Source organism: Pseudomonas sp. MWU12-2345 (genome assembly GCF_023242385.1).
In the GTDB taxonomy this organism is placed as follows: Bacteria; Pseudomonadota; Gammaproteobacteria; order Pseudomonadales; family Pseudomonadaceae; genus Aquipseudomonas; species Aquipseudomonas gingeri_D.
The window spans coordinates 1,103,514-1,126,811 of the sequence record NZ_JALLJA010000001.1; the positions used below are offsets into that span (position 1 = coordinate 1,103,514).

The following is a 23,298-nucleotide window of genomic DNA, read 5'->3' on the forward strand; positions in this document are numbered from 1 at the left end:
CTCCAAACCCTCAGCGCACAAGCACCCGCTTGAAGCCCAGCGTCCAGCCTTGTTGCATCCCTGCCGCCGCCAGCAGAATGGCAATCACCCCGACCCACTGCACCAGCACCAACTGGTGACCGAAGGCGAACCAGTCGACGAAGATCGCCGCAATCGGGTAGATAAAGGACAGCGCCCCGGTCATGGCCGTCGGCAATTTCTGGATCGCGCCATACAGCAGCACATACATCACCCCCGTGTGCACCACCCCCAGGGTCAGCAAGCTCCCCCAGGCACTCGCCTGCTGCGGGAACGCCGAAATATGCGCCCAGGGCGCCAGCAACAGTACCCCGGTGCAGACCTGGACCAGGGCGATCAGGTGCGGCGGCGTCCCCTTCAAACGCTTGATGATCAACGCCGCGATGGCATACAACAGCGCCGCCGCCAACGCCAGGCCGATACCCAGCAGATACTCGCCGCCGCTCTCTCCCGGCTGCCCGTGGGCACTGACAATCGCCAGCATCCCGACAAAAGCCAAACCCAGCCAGAACAACTTCTGTGCGGTGATCTTCTCACCGAGAAACAACGCCGCCAGGCCCACCAGCATAAACGGCTGGACGTTGTAGACCGCCGTGCCGATGGCAATCGAGGCCCGGGAATAGGAGGCGAACAGCAGCACCCAGTTACCGACGATCGCCACGCCGCTGAGCACCGCCAGCAGGAAGGTGGTGCGGGTCAGGATGCCCGGGCGCAGAAAGCCCATGACGGCGCAGATCACCAGCAAGGTCAACGCACCGAACAGGCAGCGCCAGAACACCACGTCCAGCACCGGCTGGCCGGACACCAGCACGAACCAGCCGATGGTCCCCGAGATCAACATGGCCGCGACCATTTCCAGCGAGCCACGATGCAGTGATGTGTTCATGAATGAGTTCCTCTGAGTCAGCCTTGGACAGATGGCAAAAGTATGCCCATTCCTCCAGCCGCTTCTCCAGCGCCAGAAATAGGCTAGACTTTGCTTCTGCCTTTCTTATCAAGGCAATTTTAGCGATTGACCTAACGAGGCCGCCATGACTGACGAAATCGACCACTTATTGATCAGCGCCCTGATGAGCGACTCACGGCGTTCGCTCAAGGCTCTTGCGCAGGTCAGCGGGCTGTCCTCGCCCAGCGTCGCGGAACGCTTGCGCCGGTTGGAAGAACGCGGCGTGATCAAGGGCTACACCGTCGATGTGGAACCCAAATCCTTCGGCTACCTGTTGCAGGCCATCGTGCGTATTCGCCCCCTGCCCGGCCAGTTGCAGGAAGTGGAACGACAGATCCAGGCGATTCCCCAGTTCACCGAATGCGACAAGGTCACCGGCGACGATTGTTTTATCGCCCGTTTACATGTCCGCGATATGGAACAGCTCGATACGCTGCTGGACCGACTCAACCATCACGCCGAAACCAACACCGCCATCGTCAAGAAGACACCGATCAAGCGCCGCTTGCCGCCGATGACCTGAGATAATCCGTTCAACCCCGCGCCTCTGCGCAAAAACACAACGCGTCGTCGGGAAATACGCCATCAAACAGGTCGCCATACGGACTTGAAATGGCGGAGGTACACACTCGGCACGCTATAAGAAATCGCCCACGCCCCGATAGGCCGAAACCTTCAACACACGTGGGGGCCCAACGGCTGGCGAAGGCCCACCGCTGGGTTATCATTCACCCATCACCCCTTATCCATCGGATACCCTCCCATGCCCACTCTTACCCAAGCCGCCCCCGCCCGAGGCTGGTCGCTCTGGTGGAAACCATTGCTGTTTCTCGCCGTCGCCGCCATCGGCCTGTACTACGTCAAATGGTCGCCCTACTACGCCAAGGCCTTCGTCGCCGCCGACAGCCACAGCATCGGCGCCTCGATCATCAACGACAACCCGGCCTCGCCGGTCGCCGCCGCGCTGGCCTACGCCCAGGTGTACTTCCTGGCGATCTGGAAAGCCGCGGTACTGGCAGTGATCCTCGGCTCGCTGCTGCAAGTGCTGATTCCCCGCGACTGGCTGTTGCGCCTGTTCGGGCGCGCCGGTTTCGCTTCGACCCTGCGCGGCGGGCTGTTCGCCCTGCCCGGCATGATGTGTTCGTGCTGCGCGGCACCGGTAGCGGCCGGGATGCGTCGACAGAACGTCTCGGTGGGCGCGGCGCTGGCGTTCTGGATCGCCAACCCGGTGCTCAACCCGGCGACCCTGGTGTTCATGGGCTTCGTGCTGGGCTGGGGCTTTACCGCGATTCGCCTGGTGGCGGGCCTGGTGCTGGTACTGGGGGTTTCGCTGGTGGCACAACGGGTCGCCCGTCCGGAAACCTTGCCGGAAGCGGCGGTGGAAGCCGTGGTCGATGCCAGCAGCCCGGACCAGAGCAGCTTTATGGCACGCTGGGGCAAGACCCTGTGGCAACTGTTCTGGACCACCATCCCGATCTATATCCTGGCGGTGCTGTTGCTCGGTGCGGCGCGGGTCTGGCTGTTTCCCCATGTGGATGGCGCCATGGGCAACAGCCTGCTGTGGCTGGTACCGCTGGCGATTATCGGAACCTTGTTCGTGATCCCGACGGCGGCCGAGATTCCCATCGTGCAGACCATGATGACCCTGGGCCTGGGCACCGCGCCGGCAGTGGCACTGCTGCTGACCTTGCCGAGCATCAGCCTGCCGTCGCTGCTGATGCTGCGCAAGGAGTTCGACGCCAAGGTGCTGGTGACCGTGGCGGTGCTGACGATGCTGGTGGGTGTGGTCAGCGGGCTGGTGGCCATGCTGGTCTTGTAAGACGCACTACCCACTCAACGCCTTTGGCGGCGGCTCCTGAGATACTCCAGCACCGCCGCCTGCTCCCCGGCAAACTCGATCCGCTCGCCTTTGCTTTCACGCTGGAAGGCGTACATCGGGTCGTAATATTCGTTCAGCAAACCTTCGATCCAGCCCCGGTGCAGCTCCACCGCACCGCTGCGTTCCTGCTCCTCCAGAGCAGCCTGCATCAAGGCCTTCATCCGCTGGTGTCGCTCGCCACCAAGACGCTTGTGGATGTTGTCCAGACTGCCCAGCAGTCGCTCGGCAAACAACCGGAATCCCTGATCGGCATACACCGCGACGAATTCCGCGCAGAGATCAACCACATAGTCCCGCAGGATGCGCTCGACCCGACTCTCCAGGTTGTCTTCAAGCCAGACCATGGGAAACCGTTGCATCCCCTGGAACAGCGTCAGTGGCAAGGCACAACGCCCGACCATGCGGCTCTCATCCTCCAGCACGAAGGATTCGATGCCCCGGTCCTGCTTCTTCAGCAGGTCCACGGCCAGACGGTTTTCAAAGTCGATATTCGACGGCTGGCCGGTAGCGCGCTTGCCGAAGCTGGAACCGCGATGGTTGGCGTGCCCCTCCAGGTCCAGGCTGTTTTCCAGTTGAACGATCACATCGGTCTTGCCGGTGCCCGTCATGCCCCCCAGCAAGACGAAGTCCGCCTGGGCCACGGCCAGCTCAACGGTCTGCATCAGAAAGCTGCGCATCGCCTTGTAGCCACCAGCGACGCGCGGAAAGTCGATCCCCGCGTCGCGAAGCCACTGCTGGACAATCTGCGAACGCAGCCCGCCACGAAAGCAATACAGCACGCCGTCGGGATGGGCGCGGGTGAAATCGGCCCAGGCCTGGAGCCGGGCCGCCTTGACCTCGCCGCCCACCAGTTGGTGACCGAGGACAATCGCGGCCTGCTGCCCGTGCTGCTTGTAACAGGTGCCCACTCGTTGCCGCTCGAGGTCGGTCATCAGCGGCAGGTTGACCACCCCGGGAAAGGCGCCCTTGTTGAATTCGACAGGCGCCCGGGTATCCATCATCGGTGTGTCATTGAGAAACAAACTGCGGTAGTCGGTGATATCACGGGACATCAATACACCTCTACCGCGTGGCTCTGTCGCTCTACCAGTTGGCCGATGGGCTCAAGCTCCAGGCCCAGTTCGGCAGCCACGGCGAGGAACTCGGCCTCGCCTTCGGCGCTGACCGCCACCAGCAGCCCACCGCTGGTCTGCGGGTCGCAGAGCACGCGCTTGTGCAATTCGCGCAGAGGCCCGACTTTGCTGGCGTAGCTGTCGTAATTGCGCAGGGTACCGCCGGGCACGCAGCCCTGATCCAGGTAATACTCGACGGCCGGCAGGCGCGGCACCTGCTCATACACGATACGCGCGGTCAGGCCGCTGCCATCGGCCATTTCCACCAGGTGACCCAGCAGGCCGAAGCCGGTGACGTCGGTCATCGCGGTAACCCCCGCCAGCTTGCCGAAGCGACTGCCGGGTTTGTTCAGGGTGCACATCCAGTCACGGGCCACACCGACATCTTCGCTGCGCAACTTGCCTTTCTTTTCCGCGGTGGTCAGCACGCCGATCCCCAGGGGTTTGGTCAGGTACAGTTTGCAGTCGGCCGTCGCGGTGTCGTTGCGCTTCATATGGCGCTTTTCCAGCAGACCGGTCACCGCCAGGCCGAAAATCGGCTCGGGGGCATCGATCGAGTGGCCGCCGGCCAACGGGATACCCGCCGCGTCGCACACCGCGCGCCCTCCACGAATCACTTCACGGGCGATTTCCGGGGCCAGCAGGTTCACCGGCCAGCCAAGAATGGCGATGGCCATGATCGGATCGCCACCCATGGCGTAGATGTCGCTGATGGCGTTGGTGGCGGCAATCCGACCGAAATCGAAGGGATCGTCGACGATCGGCATGAAAAAGTCGGTGGTGGAGACCACGCCACGCTCTTCATCGATGGCATACACCGCGGCATCGTCACGCGAGGCATTGCCGACCCAGAGTTTCGGGTCGAGGTTCTGCGCGCCACTGCCGGCCAGGATCACTTCCAGCACCTGGGGCGAGATCTTGCAGCCACAGCCGGCGCCGTGGCTGTACTGGGTCAGACGAATCGCTTCGCTCATCGGTACACCTCAATCCGTTTCAAATTCCACCGAGTTTAACAGAGCCATCGACACCGGGCCCGGATCAGACATGGCCCAATCGTGAGCTTGCCCGGCCCGATTGGCGCTCATGCCCGGGGATTTGCGGCTCAACATCGAGCTGCCCCACCGGCGAGCCATTGCCCGCCTCCCCGGCCCCTGTATCGACCTCCAACAAAAACGGGAACCCTCCTACCATGAACAAGGCAAAACTGAGCCTCGCCTGGCAGATCGTCATCGGTCTGCTGCTGGGCATCGCCGTCGGCGCGCTCCTCAACCACTCCAGCGCGGACAAGGCCTGGTGGATCGGCACAGTCCTGCAACCGGCGGGCGACCTGTTTATCCGCCTGATCAAGATGATCGTCATCCCGATCGTGATTTCCTCGTTGATCGTCGGTATCGCCGGGGTCGGCGACGGCAAGAAACTCGGACGCATCGGTTTCAAGACCTTGCTGTACTTCGAGATCATCACCACCGTGGCAATTATTGTCGGTCTGGTCCTGGCGAACCTGTTCCAGCCCGGCCATGGCATCGACATGAGCTTGCTGGGCACCACGGACATCTCCCAGTACGAGAAAACCACCAACGAGGTGCAGGCCAACCACGCCTTTATCACCACCCTGCTGAACCTGGTGCCGTCGAATATCTTCGCCGCCCTCGTACGCGGCGACATGCTGCCGATCATCTTCTTCTCGGTGATATTCGGCCTCGGCCTGTCGAGCCTCAAGGACGAACTGCGCCTGCCCCTGGTCGGGGTGCTGGAGGGCGTCTCGCAAAGCATGTTCAAGGTCACCCATATGATCATGCGCTACGCCCCGCTCGGGGTTTTCGCCCTGATTTCGGTGACTGTGGCCAACTTCGGCTTCGCCTCGCTATGGCCGCTGGCGCGCCTGGTGACCCTGGTGTACGCCGCCATCGTGTTTTTCGGCGTGGTGGTGTTCGGGCTGGTGGCGCGGATCTGCGGCTTCTCGGTGTTCCGACTGATCCGTATCCTCAAGGCCGAACTGATCCTCGGTTTCTCCACCGCCAGTTCGGAAACCGTACTGCCACGGATCATCGAAAAGATGGAGGCCTTCGGCGCGCCACGGGCCATCAGCCGTTTTGTGGTGCCCACCGGCTATTCCTTCAACCTCGACGGCTCGACCCTGTACCAGAGCATTGCGGCAGTGTTCATTGCCCAGTTGTACGGGATCGACCTGTCCCTCGGTCAGCAGATCACCCTGGTGCTGACCCTGATGGTGACGTCCAAGGGCATCGCCGGGGTGCCGGGAGTGTCATTCGTGGTGCTGCTGGCCACCTTGGGCAGCGTCGGCATTCCCCTCGAAGGCCTGGCGTTCATTGCCGGCGTGGACCGCATCATGGACATGGCCCGCACCGCGCTGAATATCGTCGGCAATGCCCTGGCGGTGGTGGTCGTGGCGCGCTGGGAAGGCCTGTACGATGACGCGGCGGGCGAGCGTTACTGGCAATCGCTGTCGCGGCCGCAAGCGGACGACGAGCAGGCGTTTGTCCCGGCGCGTTAACGGATAGACTGACGCGAGACACCTGAATGACCACCCTGGAGGTCGATCCCATGGCGCATTTATCGCCCAAGCTCAGCAGCATGTCCCCCGACGTGTTCCGCTTCGAGATCAGCGAAAGCACAGGTTATGCCCAGGACTGGCACGCCCACGACTGTCATATGCTGCTGTTGCCACGCCAGGGCGGGTTGTTCCTGTCGACCGAAAGCAACAGCAATGCGCTCCACGTCTCGCGCCAGGCGTTTTCCCTGGTGCCAGCGGATTTCGCCCACTCGACCCAGGCCGCCCCGGGTCGGGAGAAACACGTGGCGCTCTACGTCGACTCGCACTACATCAATCACCAGGGTCGGCTCGACGGCTACCAGGCCTTTGCCGAACAGGCTGATCGTTCGGGGATCTGGCAAGGCAGCGAGACCCTCGACAGCATCCTGCGCCTGCACGACCAGCTGGCGTCGGGATGCTCGGCCGAAGCCTTCCAACGCCAGGTCCCGCACCTCAACCACCTGCTGTTCGAAGAGTGCGCCCGACTGATTGCCCGCCAGCAACCGCCGACGCAGCACAGCGATAGTCAGCGCAATGCCCTGCTGGTCCGCGATATCCAGCGCTATGTGCGCGAACACCTGCAGGACGAGCTGAATGTCGACCTTATCGGCTATCAGTTCCACCTGTCGCGGCGCCACCTCACCCGCCTGTTCAAGGCCTGCACCGATGAAACCCTGGTGGATTTTACCAATCGCACCCGGGTCGAAACCGCCGCCCAACTGATCTCCAGCAGTTCCCTGTCGATCCTCGAGGTCAGCCTGGCCGTGGGCATCGATTCGCCTTCCTACCTGGCGCGCCTGTTCAAGCGCTACCTGGGCCTGGTGCCCAGCGACCTGCGCAAGCCACATTGAGGTCATGGCCCAAACGTTCGCTTGCAGGACCCGATCCACCTAGAACCTGTCGCTGTCCGTTGCCAGAATCGACCTTATCCACCGTGTCGTGAGGTCAGGTATGAGTGATGTACAGGTTGTAGAAGTCTTCAAATCGAAACAGGGCGGCGGCAACCCCGCCCCCATCGCCGTTGCGGCCGACGGCCTGAGCGCCGAGCAGATGACCGCTATCGCCCGCGCCTACGGCCATGAAAGCGGCTTTGCCTTCACCCCGCAGGATCAGGCCAGCCACGACTACCATTTCCGTTTCTTCGTCCCCCTGCATGAAATGAGCATGTGCGGCCACGCCACCATCGGCACCGTCTGGCTGCTGCAACAACTCGGCAAGCTCGACCGCCAGCAGCTGTCCATCCAGACCCAAAGTGGCACCGTGACCGCGCATATCCAGGGCAAGCCGGGTGATGACGCTTTTATCGAGATTTCCCAGCCGGCGGGCGTGGTGAGCAAGGTCGAGGATGCCGAGATACGGGCACGGATCATCGAGGCCATCGGCCTGCAAGCGGACGACATCCTCGACCTGCCGTTCCTGAACGCCGCCACCAGCCGCATCAAGACCCTGGTTCCGGTCAAGACCCCGGCCCTGCTGGATGCCGCGCGTCCCGACTCGCCGCGCATCAAGGACCTGTGCGAGCAGATCGACTCCACCGGGCTCTATCTGTTCTGCCCGCGCCCGGATATCGCCCGGCAGTTCGACAGCCGGCAATTCCCCAAGGCCTCTGGCTACCCCGAAGACGCCGCCACCGGCATCGCCGCCACGGCCCTGGCGTTCGGTTTACTGGAATACGGCATGATCGAGGCCGATGAACAACCGATCCTGGTGCATCAGGGCCGGGCCATGGGTCGGCCCTCCGATATCTACGTGCGCCTGGACCTGGACGCAGGCAGTGCGCAGCCGGTCGGTTGTTATGTCGGTGGCTACAGCGCCTTTGCCGCCGAGCAGCAACCGGCGGGAGAGCGGCATGAGCACTGAAAACCGCCAATGGCTGCCCTTCTCCGAGGTCCGACAACCGTTCCAGGCATTGCTCTGGGCGGTTTACCACGAGGCGCCGCACAGCTTCGTGGTCCCGACACACTTCAAATTGAGCGTGCGTGACGGCAACCTGCTGTGGGTATCGGGCCAGGTGCCGCGCTTCAACCATGAGATTCGCCACACCGGGATCGTCGGCCAGGATATTTCCCTGGAGCAGGCGCGGGAAGCGGCGCGGCTGTGCACGGCGAACTTCCTGTCGATTGTCGCCGCCGCCTGCGATGGCGACCTGGAACGTGTCGAGCAGATCGTTCGCATCACCGGTTATGTACGGGCCCCCTCGGATTTCGGTGCTCAATCCGAGGTGATCAACGCGGCCTCCGAAGTCCTGGTCCAAGTCTTCGGCGACCGTGGCCGACATGCGCGCTCGGCCATCGGCGTGCAGTCCCTGCCAGGTGGCGCGGCGGTGGAGATAGAAGGTGTGGTTCGATTGAAGGATTAAACGGCGTTTTCCTTTACCATTCGCTTACTTCGGACGGTAAAGGGAGCACCAGGCCACATGGATCAGCGCACAGCAATCACCGACTGGGTCCGGCGGGCGCCACAATCCAGCCCGCTGGAGCGTATTGAAGCATTCTTTTCCGGCCACGGCTTCGACCCTCATCGCCACGACACCTACGCCATCGGCTGCACCTTGTCCGGCGTGCAGAGTTTCAAATATCGCGGCAGCCAGCGCCATAGCCTGCCCGGCGGTACCTTGGTACTGCACCCGGACGAGGTGCACGACGGCGAGGCCGGGACGCGGGATGGCTTCAAGTACCGCATGGTCTACGTGCAACCCTCCTTGATCCAATCGGCACTGGGCGGGCAGCCCCTGCCCTTTGTTCCAGGCGGTATCAGTCACGATCCGCGCCTGCGCCGGGCCACCGAAGCCCTGCTGCGGGGCATGGACAACGTCCTTGATCCACTGGAGGAGGAAGACGCGCTGTTCGACCTGGCCCAGACCCTGAATGCGCTCTGTGGCGCACCACGCCAGCCGCGAAGCTTCGATTACCAGGCGGCGGAACGGGCTCGAGCGTACATTCACAGCGCCCTGGATCGCACGGTTACCCTAGATGAGCTGGCCGAACACAGCGGGCGTGATCGCTGGAATCTGTCACGGGACTTCCGAATGCTGTTCGGCACCAGCCCTTATCGCTACCTGAGCATGCGCCGCCTGGACCTCGTCCGGTCATTGCTGGTTCAGGGTCGATCACTGGCCGAGGCGGCGTTGATCGCCGGCTTTACCGACCAGAGTCATATGACCCGCCAGTTCGGCAAGACCTTCGGTCAGTCGCCGGGACGCTGGCTGAACATGCAGCGCCTGCACAATCGTACAAGCGGTCGACACTGAAATGCAGCTAGGCTGGGTCTTAGTCATCCGCTCAGAGGTCCAGCCCATGAATACCCCGCAAGCCCTTTCACCCATCAATTTCGCGCAGAAACTCGCCCTGTTCGATGACAAGTGGAAACCCCGGGTCATTGCCGAAATGAACGACTATCAGTTCAAGGTGGTGAAGATCGAAGGCGATTTCGTCTGGCACTCCCATGCCGATACCGACGAGACATTTATCATCCTGGAAGGCGTGCTGCGCATCGACTTCCGTGACCGCCAGGTGCATCTGGCGGCCGGCGAAATGCTGGTGGTGCCCAAGGGTGTCGAGCACAAGCCGTTTGCCGAGAAGGAGGTCAGGATGCTGCTGATCGAACCACGGGGGGTGGTCAATACCGGAGACGAAGGCGGGGAAATGACAGCCAGTAACGACGTCTGGGTTTGAGGTGTCCTGTGGGAACTGGCTTGCCAGCTCCCACGGAAATCGCGTTTCAGGTCAGGCCGACAACGAATAGATCAACGCCGAAATCGCCACCAAGCCCACCAGCGTGACGAATACGTTGGACATCTGCCCCGAATACTGACGCATCGCCGGCACCCGGCGGATCGCGTACATCGGCATCAGGAACAGCAGCGCCGCGATGATTGGCCCGCCGAGGGTCTCGATCATGCCGAGAATGCTCGGGTTCAAGGTCGCCACCAACCAGCACACCACCAGCATGAACGCCGCCGTCATCCGGTCCAGGGCCTTGGCGCCGGGTTTGCGGCCACTCTTGGCGATCAGGCCCTTGAGGCCTTCGCTGGCCCCGATGTAGTGCCCCAGGAACGACTTGGAAATCGCCACGAAGGCAATCAGCGGCGCCGCGAAGGCAATGGTCGGGTTGCTGAAGTGGTTGGCCAGGTACGACAGGATCGACAGATTCTGCGCCTTGGCTTCGGCCAGCTGCGCTGGCGACAGGGTCAGCACGCAACTGAAGACGAAGAACAGCACCATCACCACCATCAGCAGGTGCGCCCGCGACAGGATCTGCGAGCTGCGCTCTTCGGCATGGGTGCCATAACGACGCTTCTGGTCAACCGCAAAGGCCGAGATGATCGGCGAATGGTTGAAGGAGAACACCATCACCGGAATCGCCAGCCACAAGGTGTGCAGCAAGGCCGACGGTTCGGGCGGGCTGCCGGCCGTGGCGAGGATGCCGCCGTTCCAGTGCGGCACCAGGTACACCGCCAGGAACAGCAAGGCGACGATAAACGGATAGACCATCAGGCTCATGGCCTTGACGATCACCTGCTCGCCACACCGCACCACCACCAGCAGGCCGAGGATCAGCATCAGCGACAACAGCGCCCGCGGCGGCGGCACCAGGTGCAGTTGATGTTCGAGGAAACTGCCGACGGTATTGGTCAAAGCCACGCTGTAGATCAGCAGGATCGGGAAGATCGCGAAGAAATACAGCAAGGTGATCAGCGCCCCGGCCTTGATGCCGAAATGCTCTTCCACCACTTCGGTGATGTCCGCGCCATCGCGCCCGGAGAGCACGAAACGGGTCAGGCCACGGTGGGCGTAGAAGGTCATGGGGAACGCCAGCACCGCCAGGACCAGCAACGGCCAGAAGCCGCCCAGCCCCGCGTTGATCGGCAGGAACAAGGTGCCCGCGCCGATGGCCGTGCCGAACAGGCCCAGCATCCAGGTGGTGTCTTGGCGGCTCCAACTGCTCAGTACAGCGGGTGCCGATTCATAGCGTTCGTCGACGCTGTTGGCCTGGTCATTCATCCGGTCGAATCTCCGTTAGCCGGTCATTACCACGCGACCGGGGCGGATAAAAAGCATGTCACTGGCAGCGCCCCGGCCATAAGAGGGGCGCGATTGTCCGGGATTAAGCTTGAGAAGCAAAGGGTTAGCTGAGTAACGGTCTATTGCTGGGGCAGTTTTATCAGCCATGACACGTGGAGTATTGATACACTGTAACAATCAACTTCAGCCTCTCGATCAGTGCCCTCCCATGACCCCCGTGCAATGTCGTGCCTGTTTTACCGCCCTTGTCCTGTTGCTGGGCTGCTCCTCGGCCCTGGCTGACGACCTGATCATCACCTGGCCCGGCGACTGGGAAGTACAGACCCTGCCTCCGGCCCAGAACGCCGCGGGCGAAGCGATCAGTGGCCTGCGCCAGCGCGCGGTGAAGAATGATGCCAACGGCGACCCGCTGATGGTCATGGAGTTGACCGAGTCGGGACTCAACCCCGACCACGCAGTCAACCTCCCCGGGGTGTTGCTGGAGATGCGCAAGGCGGTGCAGAAGAACTTCGTCGAGCGCGGTTTCATGAGTGTCTGCAACCGGATTCACGACAGCACCCTGGGCGGCATGGCGGCGGTAGAGACTACCTGCACCATCACCCAGAACGGCGGGCACGTGATGACCCAGACCCTGGTGGCCGCAGCCCGCGACGGCAAGGCGTATTCCTTGCTTTATGCCGGGTCGGCGGACGGTTACAAGAGTGTGGAGCCAGTGGTCAATGGAATCCGCGCAAGTCTGCACCTGCAGCCCTGATTCCCCAGCTACCCGGCCAGGAATCCCCGGGCCATGCCGCTGGCGGCAATCACCATCAGCATGATCAACAAGGCTTCGATATGGCTGATCCGCGCGAATAGCCGGGCACGGCCGATATCGATGACCGAGCCCTTCTTCCGGGCGATACGCCATTTGATCAAGGTGATCATCGGCGCCAGTTCCAGCAGCAGGATAATCACGAACAAGGTCAACTTAAGGTGGAACAGCGGCTGGTGCAGGTAGTAATCCGTGCCCTTCTCGAAACCGCCGAAAGCACGCAGAGCGCCGGTGATCAACAGGACACCGGCGCTGATGCCCCAGAGATTGTCCCAGACAAACACCTGCCGCAGCTCGGCCGGACGGGTGCCGGTGAGACGACGCAAGGCCCCGCCGCGTGCGAGGACCGCCGCCAGGGCGATACCGAACGCCAGAAGGTGAAGCGCTGCCAGGGACCAGTGAGCAAACATTGAGTCGTCTCCTTGAATGAGCAAGACAGTTGTAGCTCAAGCCGCCGATATTTGCGCAGGTCCCCGGCTCGACTCAGGGTCTCAAGGCAACAGGATCACCTTGTCACTACCGCCCTGATTGACCTCGGCATAACGCGCCAGGCCCTCGGACAGCGGCGACTCCAGCAACCCCGTCGGCAGCTCCAGCAAGCCCTCGTCAAAGAAGCGCCCGAACTGATCGAGCATTCGCGCACAGGCCTCGGTGCCATAGAGCAACGAGTTGATCCCGACCACCGAACCGCCCTTGCGGTACAACGCCAGTGCCGGCAATTGCACATGGCCGTCCACCGGCGCGGCGATGATCGCGATCCGACCGAAAGGCGCCAGGGCCGTCACGGCCGGCGGTAGCCAGAAGCCGGTGGTGTCGAAGATCACATCGGCGCCACCGGGGAATACACCATTGACCGACGCCGCGAGGTCTTCCGGCTTGTCCAGTTGAATGGCATCAAAGCCCTTGTCCTGAAGCGCCTTGACCTGCTCCGCACGGCGCACCGCGCCCAGCACCCGGGCCCCGCGAATCTTCGCCAGGGCCAGCGCGGCGCTGCCGACGGCGCCATTGGCACCGATCACCAGCAAACGCGTGTCGGCCTTCACCAGGCTGCGTTCCAGGGCATCCCAGGCGGTGGTGAACGGCACGCCGAGGCTGGCGGCCTGGGCAAAGCTCAGGTGCGTCGGCTTGATCGCCACACCGCTGGCGGGCAGGGTCAGGTATTGGGCATGGGAACCGTCTCCGGTAAAGCCCAGTTCCTTGCCGGTGCCCCAGACTTCCTGGCCCAGCAGCGATTGCGGCCCTTCGATCACCACCCCGGCGAAGTCCCGGCCGGGAATCCGTGGCAGCGTGGTGTAGGAGAAACGCCCCAGCACGTTTTTCACATCGCTGGGGTTCAGGCCGGCCGCCTTGATCTGCACCAGGACTTCTCCGGCAGCAGGCACAGGGGTGGGCACGTCGACCAGTTGCAGGGCCGAGAGATCGCCGGTTTTCGCAAATTGCAGGGCTTTCATAAAGTACGTATCCAGTCAGAGAAAAACGCGGGATTCAGGACAGCCAGCCGGCGACCAATTGCTTGCCCAGGGGCCAGGCCTTTTCACCCAGTTGCATGCCCAAAAGGCCAACCAGGGCCACGGCGGGCGGTGCCGGGGAACGGAAGTCGAGCCCGCCGTAAAGCAGGCCGACAGCTATGCCGATGACGAGAGAAACAAGGTAGCTCATGACGAACTCCAGGCTCGGTGAGGGAATGCCCAGAGTCTATGACCGGCAAAGCGGGGGCGTCGGTCAAAGGCTTCTGTCTTTCGGCCAAAGCACCCTCCTCCGCAGGAACAGTGCTCGTCAGCCCGCCGGATAGTGGGACGGGGCAACGCCCAGGGCACGCCGGAACATATCGCTGAAGCTGCTGGGCGAATAACCCAGCTCCCGGGCGATACGACTGACCGGCACGCCCTGGATCAACTCCGCCACGGCCGTCGCCAATTGCACCTGGCGCCGCCATTCGGCGAAGCCCATGCCCAGCTCGCCCTGGAACAAACGCGCCAGGGTTCGCACGCTGGCCCCGGCCGATTGGGCGTGCTGTTCGAAAGAGATGTCCAGCGACGGCGCGCTCATGACCGCCTGACACAGGTTCATCAGGCGGCGATCACTGTCCGAGGGCATGGGAATCTTCAGAAATGCGCGGCGTGCCCGCTTGAGTTCCAGCAGCGCCAGGTTGACCAACGCTTCGTAATAGTCGCCCCGGGGATCCTCGGCCTGCTCCACCAGATGCACGATCAGCTCGCGCAGCAAGCCGCCGACCTCGATCACCTGGACCGTGTCTTCAAGGGTTTCGGCCAACGCCGGGCGCAGGTAGATATTGCGCATCTGCAGGTCCGATACCACCCGGATCCCGTGGGGAACACCGGGCGGCAGCCAAACCGCGCGCTGCGGCGGGACCGCCAGGGCTTCGTGGGGCGTCTCGACCCACATCACCCCCGACATCGCATAGAGCAACTGGCCCCAGGCATGGGCATGGGGCTCGATAAACAAGCCCCGCGGGTAAGTCCGGGCCAGAGGTTGTACCGGCCTGTCGGTGTCGCTCAGGTCCGGCGGTGCGGCCAGGGCCATGGTTCAGCCGGCAACCGGCGTGCGCATGGTGACGAACTCTTCGGCCGCCGTCGGGTGCACGCCGATGGTTTCGTCGAAATGCTGCTTGGTGGCGCCGGCTTTCAAGGCAATGGCCAGCCCCTGGACGATTTCCCCGGCATCCGGCCCAACCATGTGACAACCCAGCACCTTATCGGTCTTGGCATCCACCACCAGCTTCATCAGGGTCCGTTCCTGGCACTCGGTCAGGGTCAGCTTCATCGGCCGGAAGCGGCTTTCGAAGATCTGCACTTCATGGCCCTGCTCCCGCGCCTGCTCTTCGCTCAGGCCGACGGTGCCGATATTCGGCAGGCTGAATACCGCCGTCGGAATCATCGCGTAGTCCACCGGACGATACTGCTCAGGCTTGAACAGACGACGGGCCACCGCCATGCCTTCGGCCAGGGCCACCGGGGTCAGCTGCACACGACCGATGACATCACCCAGGGCGAGGATCGACGGTTCGTCGGTCTGGTATTGCTCGTCGACCTGGATAAAGCCGTTCTTGTCCAGCTTCACCCCGGTGTTTTCCAGGCCCAGATTGTCCAGCATCGGCCGCCGGCCGGTGGCGTAGAAGATGCAGTCCGCTTCCAGCTCGCGACCGTCCTTGAGGGTAGCCTTGAGGCTACCGTCGGCCTGCTTGTCGATCCGCTCGATATCGGCGTTGAAGTTCAGGCCCAGCCCGCGCTTGGTCAACTCTTCCTTCAGATGACGGCGCACCGAACCGTCAAAACCGCGCAGGAACAGGTCACCGCGATACAGCAACTGGGTATCGGCGCCCAGGCCGTGGAAGATCCCGGCGAATTCAACGGCAATGTAGCCGCCGCCGACCACCAGGATGCGCTTGGGCAGTTCCTTGAGGAAAAACGCTTCATTGGAACTGATGGCGTGCTCGCTGCCAGGGATATCGGGAATCTGCGGCCAGCCGCCGGTGGCGATCAGGATGTGTTTGGCACTGTAGCGTTGGCTGTTGACTTCGACCTGATGCGGGTCCACCAGCTTGCCGTGGCCTTCGAGCAGCGTCACGCCGCTGTTGACCAGCAAGCTGCGGTAGATGTCATTGAGGCGGTGAATTTCCTTGTCCTTGTTGGCGATCAGGGTCGCCCAGTCGAAGTCCGCCTCGCCCAGCGACCAGCCAAAACCCTGGGCCTGTTCGAAGTCCTCGGCGAAATGCGCGCCATACACCAGCAGCTTTTTCGGCACACAGCCGACGTTGACGCAGGTCCCGCCCAGGTAGCGGCTTTCGACCACCGCCACCTTGGCACCAAACCCCGCGGCAAACCGCGCCGCCCGTACACCGCCGGAACCGGCGCCAATCACAAACAGGTCAAAATCGTAGGCCATTTCAATCTCCTCGGCAGGCGCACAGCATACCCGCTGTAGCCTTCTGGGTCAGCGTCAGGCCTACATGAGGGCGCACTAACGAAAAAGCCACCCGGGTGGGTGGCTTTCTTTCTACGTGGTACTGTCTACAACAGCAGGCTCGATCAGTAAGCCTTGCCGGTCTTGTAGAAGTGCTCAAAGCAGAAGTTGGTCGCTTCGATGTAGCCTTCGGCGCCGCCGCAGTCGAAACGTTTGCCTTTGAACTTATAGGCAATCACGCAGCCGTCCTGGGCCTGTTTCATCAGGGCGTCGGTGATCTGGATCTCCCCACCCTTGCCTGGCTCGGTCTGCTCGATCAGGGCGAAGATGTCCGGGGTCAGGATGTAACGACCGATGATCGCCAGGTTCGACGGCGCATCTTCCGGCTTCGGCTTCTCGACCATGTTGCGTACGCGGTACAGGTCGTCACCGATCAGGTCGCCGGCAATCACGCCGTACTTGTTGGTTTCCTGCGGATCGACTTCCTGGATCGCGACGATGGTGCAGCGATACTGCTTGTACAGCTTGACCATCTGGGTCAGGACGCCGTCGCCTTCGAGGTTGACGCACAGGTCGTCCGCCAGTACCACGGCGAAGGGTTCGTCACCGATCAATGGACGGCCGGTCAGGATCGCGTGACCCAGGCCTTTCATTTCGGTCTGACGGGTGTAGGAGAACGAGCACTCGTCCAGCAGTTTGCGGATACCGACCAGGTACTTTTCCTTGTCGGTGCCCTTGATCTGGTTTTCCAGCTCGTAGCTGATGTCGAAGTGGTCTTCCAGCGCGCGCTTGCCGCGGCCGGTGACGATCGAGATCTCGGTCAAGCCGGCATCCAGCGCTTCCTCGACGCCGTACTGGATCAGTGGCTTGTTCACCACCGGCAGCATTTCCTTGGGCATGGCTTTAGTCGCTGGGAGGAAGCGAGTACCGTAACCGGCTGCTGGGAACAAGCATTTCTTGATCATATAAGTCCTTGAAAGGGCGGTGTGTACAAGTTTCGGCGCAGTCTAATCAGGCAGCGGCCACCTTACAATGCCCTGCTGATAGCAGACTGACGTCAATCTAGAGAAACCTGGCGGCAGATAGTTCCGGGATTGTGTCAAATTTTGCTACATCCGGCGCTCACAGGCCCGGTCAAGCCTCGACCTTTACGCTTCGGCCAGCAACTCTAGCCGCTATTGACGGTTTATGCCTTGATCTGAGCTATCATCAGCACCTTTCATCAGCCCATGAGACAGATCGATGTCGGCAGCAAAGAACGTGAACGGTTACCTGATCAATCAAGCAAAAGATGGCCAATGGTGGCTGACCGGTGTCGATGGCGAACCTGTTGCCGGTCCGTTCCCGAGCGAAGCCCTGGCCATTGAAGTGGCCTCGGTGTTCGAAGATACACCCGCCCCCGCCGCCCGGCGTCGTGGCAACAAGGACTGAAGCCGGCATGAACAAATTTCTGGCATTGATCGCTCTACTGGCCCTTGGCGGCTGCGCCACGGCGTCCAAAACCTACCTGAACAACGGCCAGCAGGGCCTGGCTATCGACTGTTCGGGCGAGGCGATGTCCTGGGCCAAGTGCTACGAGAAAGCCGATGCCTCCTGTGCCGGTACCGGCTACACCATCGTCGGCACCGACGGCACCCCGTCGCCCAAGGAAAGCGACAAGACCCTGGGCGTCGACGTGGGCAACTTCAAAAGCCGTACGGTGATCGTCAAGTGCAAATAGCCGCAGGCCCCGTCGGGGCATGCGCGCTGGCCGGTTCAGCCTGAAATGCAATGTTCCGCGGCATTGAGTACAGCCTTGGAGCGCAAGGGGAAATTCGACATGCTCTCGAAGACCTTGATGCTGCTGCCGCTGGAACGCTCTTCAATAATCAGCACCGCCGACGGATGGGTGGAGAATTGGTCACGCACGACCACCTTGACACCATCCTTGTGATAAGGCTCGATCAACGAAGGCCCCCGATCCTTGGTCAACCGCGTATCGAAGCACTGGGCATAAACCATGGGCTTCTTGCCGGAAATCACGGCCATCGTCGGCGGTGACTGCTCGATGTCCGATACGCTCGCACACCCACTCATGACCAGAGCAACCAACGCCCACACACCCCACTTCATAAGCAAATCTCCGATAAAGACGGTAGGACAGCGCTCAAGGGATTTTTCTCCCGAGCTCAAGGATTTAATCCAACTTTTATGGCGACAAGCCTACACAATCCGTCAAACTGGCGCCTGTGCCGGTCGAATAAATCCGCCAGCGCGCTAAAAACGCCCTGCGCCACATGCTATCTTTTTGATTTTGTAGAAAAAGCCTTCTGGAGACGCCCTTGAAATTCATCCACCAGCGCGAGCACCTCAACGAAGACGACATCGTCGTGATCGAATGCTCCCAGACGTGCAACATCCGCCTGATGAACGACGCCAACTTTCGCAGTTTCAAGAATGGCGGCCGACACACCTACCACGGCGGCGCCTTTGATACCTTTCCGGCGAAGATCACCATCCCGAGCACCGGTTTCTGGAACATCACCATTGATACCGTGGTGACCAAGCGCGCCATCAGCGTTACCCGCAAGCCGAACCTGACACACTCGATTCGCATCATCCGACGCTCCAGCTCGAAATTGCGCTGAATCGCCACCGCTGTCCATCTTCTCGTTACTGGAATCGCCGTGAACACCACACCCACCACCAAGTACGTCATCAAATACAAGCTCAACGGTGAGCGTCGCTTCGAATTCGCCCAACTGGAAAACGGCAGCGACGAGCAAGCCCTGGCCGCGCTGAAAGCCATTCATGGTGAAAGTGACGATGTCATCAGCGATGTGAAAGCGAGCAAGGCCCTGTAAGACCTCGCTACCCGCCGACTGCCATGACTCTCGACCTATTTGCCGACGCCGATCTGCAGCAACCCGAACGCTTCGAAGCCATCGGCGCACAATCCTGCGTGCTGCGCGGCTTCGCCCTGCCCTGGGTCGAGCGCCTGTTGCCGGCCCTGGCCGAAGTGCTGGTAGAGGCGCCGTTTCGGCAGATGGTCACCCCGGGTGGGTTCACCATGTCCGCCAGCCTGAGCAGTTGCGGCGAACTGGGCTGGACCACCGATCGCAACGGCTACCGCTATACCCGCGTAGACCCGCAAAGCGGTCGGCCCTGGCCGGAAATGCCCGAGGTGTTCCGGCAACTGGCGGTGGAGGCGGCCGAGGCGGCGGGGTTTACCCACTTCAGTCCCGATGCCTGCCTGATCAATCGCTACCTGCCAGGGGCGAAGATGTCCCTGCACCAGGACCGCAACGAACGCGATTTCAGCGCGCCCGTGGTCTCGGTCTCCCTCGGCCTGCCGGCGATCTTCCTGTTCGGCGGCCACGAACGCAGCGACAAGACCCGGCGCATCCCGTTGTTTCACGGCGATATCGTGGTGTGGGGCGGCGTCGACCGGCTGCGTTTCCATGGTGTCCTGCCGATCAAGGAAGGCCATCACCCGCAGTTGGGGGCCGAGCGCCTCAACTTCACCTTGCGCAGCGCCGGTTAGCCGCCTGTGGCTTAGCGGTTGACGTCCACCACCACCCGACCGCGCACCTGCCCGGCGAGCAATCGCGGTGCTAGTTCAAGCGCCTCGCTCAGACTGATTTCCTGGCTGATCAGCGCCAGCAGCCCACGGTCGAGATCTTTTGCCAGGCGCTCCCAGGCGAGGATTCGTTGCACCTTGGGTTGCGTCACGCTGTTGATCCCGGCCAGGGTCACGCCGCGCAGAATGAAGGGGGCCACCGAGGCCGGAAAGTCCATGCCCTGGGCCAGGCCGCAAGCGGCCACCGTGCCGTTGGCGCGGATACCGGCGCAGACGTTGGCCAGGGTGTGGCTGCCCACCGAATCGATGGCGGCCGCCCAGCGCTCTTTCGCCAGTGGTTTGCCCGGCTGCGACAGGGTCTCGCGATCGATGATCTCGGCCGCGCCCAGTTGTTGCAGGTAGGCATGCTCGGCGGTACGTCCGGTCGAGGCCACCACCCGATAGCCCAGCCGCGCGAGCAAGGCCACGGCAAAACTGCCGACGCCGCCGTTGGCCCCGGTCACCAGCACATCGCCCTGATCCGGCGTCAGGCCATTGCGCTCCAGGGCCAGGATGCTGAGCATGGCGGTGAAACCCGCGGTGCCGATGGCCATGGTCTGCGCCGGGGTGAAGCCCGCTGGCATCGGGATCAACCAGTCACCGTTGAGCCGGGCTTTCTGCGCCAGGCCACCCCAATGCCCTTCGCCGACACCCCAGCCATTAAGCAGCACCCCATCGCCGACCCGATAATCGGCATGGCTGCTCTGCTCCACCGTTCCCACCAGATCGATGCCCGGCACCATCGGAAACTGTCGCACCACCGGGCTTGCGCCGGTGATCGCCAAGGCATCCTTGAAATTCAGGGTGCTGTAGGCCACCCGCACCGTCACATCGCCTTCCGGCAACTGCGCCTCGCTGATGGACGCCAGGTTGGCCCGATAACCGCCCGCGTCCTTTTCGATCAAGATGCCACTGAACATGCTTGCCTCCAATTTAGACCGATCGCCTAGAAATAAACCCAAAAAAATCAACCTGCCAGACTGCGTACAAATCCCTGCATGAAAATTTCCAACGGTGCATCGCTACGCACCAGCCGGGCGCGCAATACCGCACCTTCCCAGCCGATCCAGAAAAAACTCGCCAAGGCCTCGCAATCCGCATCCGCCGCCAACTCGCCCGCGGCTTGCGCCGCTTGCAGACAGCGTGACAGACGCAACTCCCAACTGCGAAACACCGCCTCCAGCTGCTCGCGGTAACTGTCCGGCAACAGCGTCACTTCCTGCCCGAGATTGCCCACCAGGCAACCGCGTCGAAATTCATGCCGGGCCATGCCGGCCTTGGCCTCGTCGACAAAACCGCGCAGGCGCTGCAACGGCGCCAGGGACGCGTCCAGCAGCCAGCGGTCGAGCTTGCGGGCAAAATACCCGGCGTAACTCTCAAGCACTGTCTGGCCAAACGCTTCCTTGCTGTCGAAGTAATGGTAGAAGGAGCCCTTGGGCACCCCCACCCGCTTGAGCACGGTATCGATCCCCGTGGCCATGAAACCTTGCTCGGTGAGGATCTCGGTGCCGCAACGAATCAGCATCTCGCGGGTTTGCAGGTTCTCCCGGGGGATCTTCGGCGGACGGCCAGGCTTGCGCGGTGCGGGGGTTATCGAGGTCATGGGCACAATATAGACCGATCGGCTACGAAATACATACGACCAAAGATGTAGTCCCGGCTCAACCGACGACGCCGATATACACCGACACACTGTCAGGCCCGGTATAGGCTTCGAAATCCGTGGCAAAACGACGCTGCCCGGGATGCTGTTCGAAGTAGGACCAGATCCGCCCCCAGGTGTCGATCACGGTTTGCGGCATGGCGCCACGGCCCTCGAAGACCAGGTAGGGACCCGCCTGTACCTGCAGCGTCTCATAGCCTGGCGCGGGCGCGCTGACCGCCACCGCAGCCGTCACATCGAAATAGCCGCTGGCATCGGACTCGTAACCGGAATAGACGCCATACACCAGCGAGTCGGGCTGCCGGGTACTGATGCGCTCGGCCAATCCCTCGGCGAAAAAGCTGCCCCACAGCCCGCCGATCCTTGCCGTCCGAGGTTGCTGTTCATCCTGATTGCGGGTGCGGACCTGCGGGCCGCAGACCTGGAAAGCGGCCACTTCCACGCGTTTCACGTCCATCTGATTTGTGCTCCTGAGCGGGTGTTTTGAAGTACGAAAACTTTAGGTGGATTTTCCGAGGCCGTCACCGGGGAGCACTTTTTTTGCGTGTGCAAATAAGACAGCGACTGGCCTTACGGTCCTCATTCCTGATACAAACCAGCCCTGTTCTCGTCGTTATCCTTTTATCTTCCCCGGAGAAAAGTCGTCATGAGCACCTGGCCCGACAACCGCATTCTTGACCTGTTCGGCATCGAACTCCCGATCATCCAGGGGCCACTGGCCGGGGCAACCACGTCCGCCATGATGATCGGCGTTGCCCGGGCCGGCGGCCTTGCGTCCCTGCCCTGCGCGATGCTGACCCCGGAGCAGATTCGTCAGGAGGTGCAGCTCTTTCGCAGCGCGACCCAGGCGCCATTGAACATCAACTTCTTCTGCCACCAACCGCCGGCCGCGGACCCGGATAGGGAAAAACGCTGGAAAGAACGCCTGGCCCCCTACTACCGTGAACTGGGCGTGGATTTCAATGCACCAACGCCGGTGTCCAGCCGTGCCCCCTTCGATGAAACCAGTTGCCAACTGGTGGAAGAGCTGCGCCCGGAGATCGTCAGTTTCCACTTCGGCCTGCCGCCCGAAGCCCTGCTCAACCGGGTGAAAGCCACCGGCGCGACCATCGTCGGTTGCGCCACCACTGTGGATGAGGCGCGCTGGCTGGAAGAGCGCGGCTGCCACGCGATCATCGCCATGGGCAACGAAGCCGGCGGCCATCGCGGTATCTTCCTGAGCAGCGACCTCAACACCCAGGTCGGCACCATCGCCCTGGTGCCACAGATCGCCGATGCGGTGGATGTGCCGGTGATTGCCGCCGGCGGTATCGGCGACGGCCGTGGCATCGCGGCGGCCTTTATGCTCGGGGCCTCGGCGGTACAGTTGGGGACCGCTTACCTGTTCACTCCAGAGGCCAAGGTCTCGGCGTCCCATCACCAGGCACTGCGCACGGCGAAGGAAAGCGAGACGGCGCTGACCAATCTGTTCACCGGCCGGCCGGCACGGGGCATCATGAACCGGGTGATGCGCGAGCTGGGGCCGATCAGCGACATGGCCCCGGCGTTTCCCCTGGCCGGCGGTGCGCTGCTGCCGCTGCGGGCCAAGGGCGAGGCGGACTTCAGCAATCTCTGGTCGGGCCAGGCATTGCGGCTGAGCGTGGAGCTGCCGGCCGAGGCGTTGACCCGGCAGCTGGCGGAACAGGCCCAGGCGATATTGACCAGACGCTGAGCAGGAGCCGGGCCCCTCGCCAGGGCCATCAAATCGCTATATATTTATTTATATAGCG

At 62.3% G+C, this 23,298-nt stretch carries 29 protein-coding genes; 15 read left to right on the top strand and 14 right to left on the bottom strand.

Annotated elements, in window-relative coordinates:
- Positions 1-10: 10 nt before the first annotated feature.
- Positions 11-904, bottom strand: a complete 894-nt coding sequence (locus tag M5C71_RS04555) for a DMT family transporter (RefSeq protein WP_103494674.1) — start codon at positions 902-904, stop codon at positions 11-13.
- A 145-nt stretch (positions 905-1,049) separates the two neighbouring features.
- Here M5C71_RS04555 and M5C71_RS04560 point away from each other — a divergent pair, with 145 nt between their 5' ends.
- A complete protein-coding gene (locus M5C71_RS04560; RefSeq protein ID WP_100943811.1) occupies positions 1,050-1,487 on the top strand; it encodes an Lrp/AsnC family transcriptional regulator in 438 nt (145 codons plus the stop codon).
- A gap of 240 nt (positions 1,488-1,727) precedes the next feature.
- Positions 1,728-2,783 (top strand): permease, encoded by a 1,056-nt coding sequence (locus tag M5C71_RS04565; RefSeq protein WP_103494673.1) that lies wholly within the window; start codon positions 1,728-1,730, stop codon positions 2,781-2,783.
- A 14-nt stretch (positions 2,784-2,797) separates the two neighbouring features.
- Here the strand turns inward: M5C71_RS04565 and mnmH are convergent, their stop codons facing one another.
- Positions 2,798-3,895 (bottom strand): tRNA 2-selenouridine(34) synthase MnmH, encoded by a 1,098-nt coding sequence (gene mnmH / locus M5C71_RS04570; protein ID WP_248767331.1) that lies wholly within the window; start codon positions 3,893-3,895, stop codon positions 2,798-2,800.
- Positions 3,895-4,929, bottom strand: coding sequence for a selenide, water dikinase SelD (gene selD / locus M5C71_RS04575; protein WP_248767332.1), 1,035 nt, complete (start codon positions 4,927-4,929; stop codon positions 3,895-3,897). The genes mnmH and selD overlap by 1 nt, the downstream gene beginning before the upstream one ends.
- A 215-nt stretch (positions 4,930-5,144) precedes the next feature.
- On the opposite strand from selD, the gene gltP reads away from it, so the two are divergent.
- The 6 genes from gltP to M5C71_RS04605 all read left to right on the top strand — a co-directional run bounded on the left by gltP (position 5,145) and on the right by M5C71_RS04605 (position 10,183).
- Positions 5,145-6,470, top strand: coding sequence for a glutamate/aspartate:proton symporter GltP (gene gltP, locus M5C71_RS04580; RefSeq protein WP_248767333.1), 1,326 nt, complete (start codon positions 5,145-5,147; stop codon positions 6,468-6,470).
- Positions 6,471-6,496: 26 nt separating this feature from the next.
- Positions 6,497-7,360, top strand: coding sequence for an AraC family transcriptional regulator (locus M5C71_RS04585; RefSeq protein WP_177098701.1), 864 nt, complete (start codon positions 6,497-6,499; stop codon positions 7,358-7,360).
- A gap of 100 nt (positions 7,361-7,460) precedes the next feature.
- Positions 7,461-8,369: a PhzF family phenazine biosynthesis protein gene (locus M5C71_RS04590; RefSeq protein ID WP_103494668.1), complete on the top strand. Its 909-nt coding sequence runs from the start codon at positions 7,461-7,463 to the stop codon at positions 8,367-8,369.
- Complete coding sequence (locus M5C71_RS04595) at positions 8,359-8,868, top strand: RidA family protein (RefSeq protein ID WP_177143788.1); 510 nt, start codon at positions 8,359-8,361, stop codon at positions 8,866-8,868. Before M5C71_RS04590 ends, M5C71_RS04595 begins: the two co-directional genes overlap by 11 nt.
- Before the next feature lie 57 nt (positions 8,869-8,925).
- Entirely contained in the window at positions 8,926-9,759 is an 834-nt protein-coding gene (locus M5C71_RS04600) for an AraC family transcriptional regulator (RefSeq protein ID WP_103494666.1), read from the top strand.
- A 46-nt stretch (positions 9,760-9,805) separates the two neighbouring features.
- Entirely contained in the window at positions 9,806-10,183 is a 378-nt protein-coding gene (locus tag M5C71_RS04605) for a cupin domain-containing protein (RefSeq protein WP_177098704.1), read from the top strand.
- A gap of 51 nt (positions 10,184-10,234) precedes the next feature.
- Here the strand turns inward: M5C71_RS04605 and M5C71_RS04610 are convergent, their stop codons facing one another.
- Entirely contained in the window at positions 10,235-11,512 is a 1,278-nt protein-coding gene (locus tag M5C71_RS04610; RefSeq protein WP_152739369.1) for a serine/threonine transporter, read from the bottom strand.
- A gap of 229 nt (positions 11,513-11,741) precedes the next feature.
- On the opposite strand from M5C71_RS04610, the gene M5C71_RS04615 reads away from it, so the two are divergent.
- Complete coding sequence (locus M5C71_RS04615) at positions 11,742-12,287, top strand: DUF4946 domain-containing protein (protein ID WP_152739372.1); 546 nt, start codon at positions 11,742-11,744, stop codon at positions 12,285-12,287.
- Positions 12,288-12,295: 8 nt separating this feature from the next.
- Here the strand turns inward: M5C71_RS04615 and M5C71_RS04620 are convergent, their stop codons facing one another.
- From M5C71_RS04620 to galU, 6 genes are all read right to left on the bottom strand, one after another.
- Entirely contained in the window at positions 12,296-12,754 is a 459-nt protein-coding gene (locus tag M5C71_RS04620; RefSeq protein ID WP_248767334.1) for a DUF2214 family protein, read from the bottom strand.
- An 81-nt stretch (positions 12,755-12,835) separates the two neighbouring features.
- Complete coding sequence (locus M5C71_RS04625; protein ID WP_103494661.1) at positions 12,836-13,795, bottom strand: zinc-binding alcohol dehydrogenase family protein; 960 nt, start codon at positions 13,793-13,795, stop codon at positions 12,836-12,838.
- A gap of 34 nt (positions 13,796-13,829) precedes the next feature.
- A complete protein-coding gene (locus M5C71_RS04630) occupies positions 13,830-14,003 on the bottom strand; it encodes a DUF1427 family protein (protein ID WP_103494660.1) in 174 nt (57 codons plus the stop codon).
- A gap of 117 nt (positions 14,004-14,120) precedes the next feature.
- The gene (locus M5C71_RS04635; RefSeq protein WP_103494659.1) at positions 14,121-14,888 is read right to left on the bottom strand and encodes a helix-turn-helix transcriptional regulator; all 768 of its coding nucleotides are present in this window, start codon (positions 14,886-14,888) and stop codon (positions 14,121-14,123) included.
- Between the two features lie 3 nt (positions 14,889-14,891).
- Positions 14,892-16,250, bottom strand: coding sequence for a glutathione-disulfide reductase (gene gorA, locus M5C71_RS04640; protein WP_103494658.1), 1,359 nt, complete (start codon positions 16,248-16,250; stop codon positions 14,892-14,894).
- Positions 16,251-16,393: 143 nt separating this feature from the next.
- Positions 16,394-17,233 carry a UTP--glucose-1-phosphate uridylyltransferase GalU gene (galU, locus tag M5C71_RS04645; RefSeq protein WP_100943795.1) on the bottom strand — a complete coding sequence of 280 codons (840 nt, stop codon included), beginning with the start codon at positions 17,231-17,233 and terminating at the stop codon, positions 16,394-16,396.
- Positions 17,234-17,510: 277 nt separating this feature from the next.
- On the opposite strand from galU, the gene M5C71_RS04650 reads away from it, so the two are divergent.
- Together M5C71_RS04650 and M5C71_RS04655 are read left to right on the top strand one after the other, a co-directional pair.
- Positions 17,511-17,699 (top strand): hypothetical protein, encoded by a 189-nt coding sequence (locus M5C71_RS04650; RefSeq protein WP_103494657.1) that lies wholly within the window; start codon positions 17,511-17,513, stop codon positions 17,697-17,699.
- Between the two features lie 7 nt (positions 17,700-17,706).
- On the top strand, positions 17,707-17,988 hold the full coding sequence (locus M5C71_RS04655; protein WP_103494656.1) for a hypothetical protein: 282 nt from the start codon (positions 17,707-17,709) through the stop codon (positions 17,986-17,988).
- A gap of 35 nt (positions 17,989-18,023) precedes the next feature.
- Here the strand turns inward: M5C71_RS04655 and M5C71_RS04660 are convergent, their stop codons facing one another.
- The gene (locus M5C71_RS04660) at positions 18,024-18,380 is read right to left on the bottom strand and encodes a hypothetical protein (protein ID WP_103494655.1); all 357 of its coding nucleotides are present in this window, start codon (positions 18,378-18,380) and stop codon (positions 18,024-18,026) included.
- A 209-nt stretch (positions 18,381-18,589) separates the two neighbouring features.
- Between M5C71_RS04660 and M5C71_RS04665 the strand changes: the two genes are divergently transcribed.
- Genes M5C71_RS04665 through alkB form a run of 3 tightly spaced genes read left to right on the top strand, consistent with a single transcriptional unit; the run spans position 18,590 to position 19,791 of the window.
- On the top strand, positions 18,590-18,895 hold the full coding sequence (locus tag M5C71_RS04665; protein ID WP_100943791.1) for a DUF1883 domain-containing protein: 306 nt from the start codon (positions 18,590-18,592) through the stop codon (positions 18,893-18,895).
- Between the two features lie 39 nt (positions 18,896-18,934).
- Complete coding sequence (locus tag M5C71_RS04670; RefSeq protein WP_177098710.1) at positions 18,935-19,111, top strand: hypothetical protein; 177 nt, start codon at positions 18,935-18,937, stop codon at positions 19,109-19,111.
- Between the two features lie 23 nt (positions 19,112-19,134).
- Positions 19,135-19,791, top strand: coding sequence for a DNA oxidative demethylase AlkB (alkB, locus tag M5C71_RS04675; RefSeq protein WP_248767335.1), 657 nt, complete (start codon positions 19,135-19,137; stop codon positions 19,789-19,791).
- Between the two features lie 11 nt (positions 19,792-19,802).
- Here the strand turns inward: alkB and M5C71_RS04680 are convergent, their stop codons facing one another.
- The 3 genes from M5C71_RS04680 to M5C71_RS04690 are packed head-to-tail and all read right to left on the bottom strand — an operon-like array spanning position 19,803 to position 21,986.
- On the bottom strand, positions 19,803-20,786 hold the full coding sequence (locus M5C71_RS04680) for an MDR family oxidoreductase (protein ID WP_248767336.1): 984 nt from the start codon (positions 20,784-20,786) through the stop codon (positions 19,803-19,805).
- Positions 20,787-20,833: 47 nt separating this feature from the next.
- Positions 20,834-21,469, bottom strand: coding sequence for a TetR/AcrR family transcriptional regulator (locus M5C71_RS04685; RefSeq protein ID WP_248767337.1), 636 nt, complete (start codon positions 21,467-21,469; stop codon positions 20,834-20,836).
- A 58-nt stretch (positions 21,470-21,527) separates the two neighbouring features.
- The gene (locus M5C71_RS04690; RefSeq protein ID WP_248767338.1) at positions 21,528-21,986 is read right to left on the bottom strand and encodes a GyrI-like domain-containing protein; all 459 of its coding nucleotides are present in this window, start codon (positions 21,984-21,986) and stop codon (positions 21,528-21,530) included.
- 189 nt (positions 21,987-22,175) lie between these two features.
- Here M5C71_RS04690 and M5C71_RS04695 point away from each other — a divergent pair, with 189 nt between their 5' ends.
- Positions 22,176-23,240 carry a nitronate monooxygenase family protein gene (locus M5C71_RS04695; protein WP_248767339.1) on the top strand — a complete coding sequence of 355 codons (1,065 nt, stop codon included), beginning with the start codon at positions 22,176-22,178 and terminating at the stop codon, positions 23,238-23,240.
- Positions 23,241-23,298: the final 58 nt, after the last annotated feature.

Bases quoted from the DNA above. Each gene is read 5' to 3' on its own strand.
- M5C71_RS04660 (WP_103494655.1), bottom strand. From the start codon at position 18,380: ATGAAGTGGGGTGTGTGGGCGTTGGTTGCTCTGGTCATGAGTGGGTGT.
- gorA (WP_103494658.1), bottom strand. From the start codon at position 16,250: ATGGCCTACGATTTTGACCTGTTTGTGATTGGCGCCGGTTCCGGCGGT.
- M5C71_RS04630 (WP_103494660.1), bottom strand. From the start codon at position 14,003: ATGAGCTACCTTGTTTCTCTCGTCATCGGCATAGCTGTCGGCCTGCTT.
- alkB (WP_248767335.1), top strand. From the start codon at position 19,135: ATGACTCTCGACCTATTTGCCGACGCCGATCTGCAGCAACCCGAACGC.
- M5C71_RS04655 (WP_103494656.1), top strand. From the start codon at position 17,707: ATGAACAAATTTCTGGCATTGATCGCTCTACTGGCCCTTGGCGGCTGC.
- M5C71_RS04695 (WP_248767339.1), top strand. From the start codon at position 22,176: ATGAGCACCTGGCCCGACAACCGCATTCTTGACCTGTTCGGCATCGAA.
- M5C71_RS04615 (WP_152739372.1), top strand. From the start codon at position 11,742: ATGACCCCCGTGCAATGTCGTGCCTGTTTTACCGCCCTTGTCCTGTTG.
- M5C71_RS04625 (WP_103494661.1), bottom strand. From the start codon at position 13,795: ATGAAAGCCCTGCAATTTGCGAAAACCGGCGATCTCTCGGCCCTGCAA.
- selD (WP_248767332.1), bottom strand. From the start codon at position 4,929: ATGAGCGAAGCGATTCGTCTGACCCAGTACAGCCACGGCGCCGGCTGT.
- M5C71_RS04685 (WP_248767337.1), bottom strand. From the start codon at position 21,469: ATGACCTCGATAACCCCCGCACCGCGCAAGCCTGGCCGTCCGCCGAAG.
- M5C71_RS04565 (WP_103494673.1), top strand. From the start codon at position 1,728: ATGCCCACTCTTACCCAAGCCGCCCCCGCCCGAGGCTGGTCGCTCTGG.
- M5C71_RS04650 (WP_103494657.1), top strand. From the start codon at position 17,511: ATGTCGGCAGCAAAGAACGTGAACGGTTACCTGATCAATCAAGCAAAA.
- gltP (WP_248767333.1), top strand. From the start codon at position 5,145: ATGAACAAGGCAAAACTGAGCCTCGCCTGGCAGATCGTCATCGGTCTG.
- M5C71_RS04555 (WP_103494674.1), bottom strand. From the start codon at position 904: ATGAACACATCACTGCATCGTGGCTCGCTGGAAATGGTCGCGGCCATG.
- M5C71_RS04605 (WP_177098704.1), top strand. From the start codon at position 9,806: ATGAATACCCCGCAAGCCCTTTCACCCATCAATTTCGCGCAGAAACTC.
- M5C71_RS04585 (WP_177098701.1), top strand. From the start codon at position 6,497: ATGACCACCCTGGAGGTCGATCCCATGGCGCATTTATCGCCCAAGCTC.
- galU (WP_100943795.1), bottom strand. From the start codon at position 17,233: ATGATCAAGAAATGCTTGTTCCCAGCAGCCGGTTACGGTACTCGCTTC.
- M5C71_RS04595 (WP_177143788.1), top strand. From the start codon at position 8,359: ATGAGCACTGAAAACCGCCAATGGCTGCCCTTCTCCGAGGTCCGACAA.
- M5C71_RS04635 (WP_103494659.1), bottom strand. From the start codon at position 14,888: ATGGCCCTGGCCGCACCGCCGGACCTGAGCGACACCGACAGGCCGGTA.
- M5C71_RS04560 (WP_100943811.1), top strand. From the start codon at position 1,050: ATGACTGACGAAATCGACCACTTATTGATCAGCGCCCTGATGAGCGAC.
- M5C71_RS04690 (WP_248767338.1), bottom strand. From the start codon at position 21,986: ATGGACGTGAAACGCGTGGAAGTGGCCGCTTTCCAGGTCTGCGGCCCG.
- M5C71_RS04680 (WP_248767336.1), bottom strand. From the start codon at position 20,786: ATGTTCAGTGGCATCTTGATCGAAAAGGACGCGGGCGGTTATCGGGCC.
- M5C71_RS04600 (WP_103494666.1), top strand. From the start codon at position 8,926: ATGGATCAGCGCACAGCAATCACCGACTGGGTCCGGCGGGCGCCACAA.
- M5C71_RS04610 (WP_152739369.1), bottom strand. From the start codon at position 11,512: ATGAATGACCAGGCCAACAGCGTCGACGAACGCTATGAATCGGCACCC.
- mnmH (WP_248767331.1), bottom strand. From the start codon at position 3,895: ATGTCCCGTGATATCACCGACTACCGCAGTTTGTTTCTCAATGACACA.
- M5C71_RS04590 (WP_103494668.1), top strand. From the start codon at position 7,461: ATGAGTGATGTACAGGTTGTAGAAGTCTTCAAATCGAAACAGGGCGGC.
- M5C71_RS04620 (WP_248767334.1), bottom strand. From the start codon at position 12,754: ATGTTTGCTCACTGGTCCCTGGCAGCGCTTCACCTTCTGGCGTTCGGT.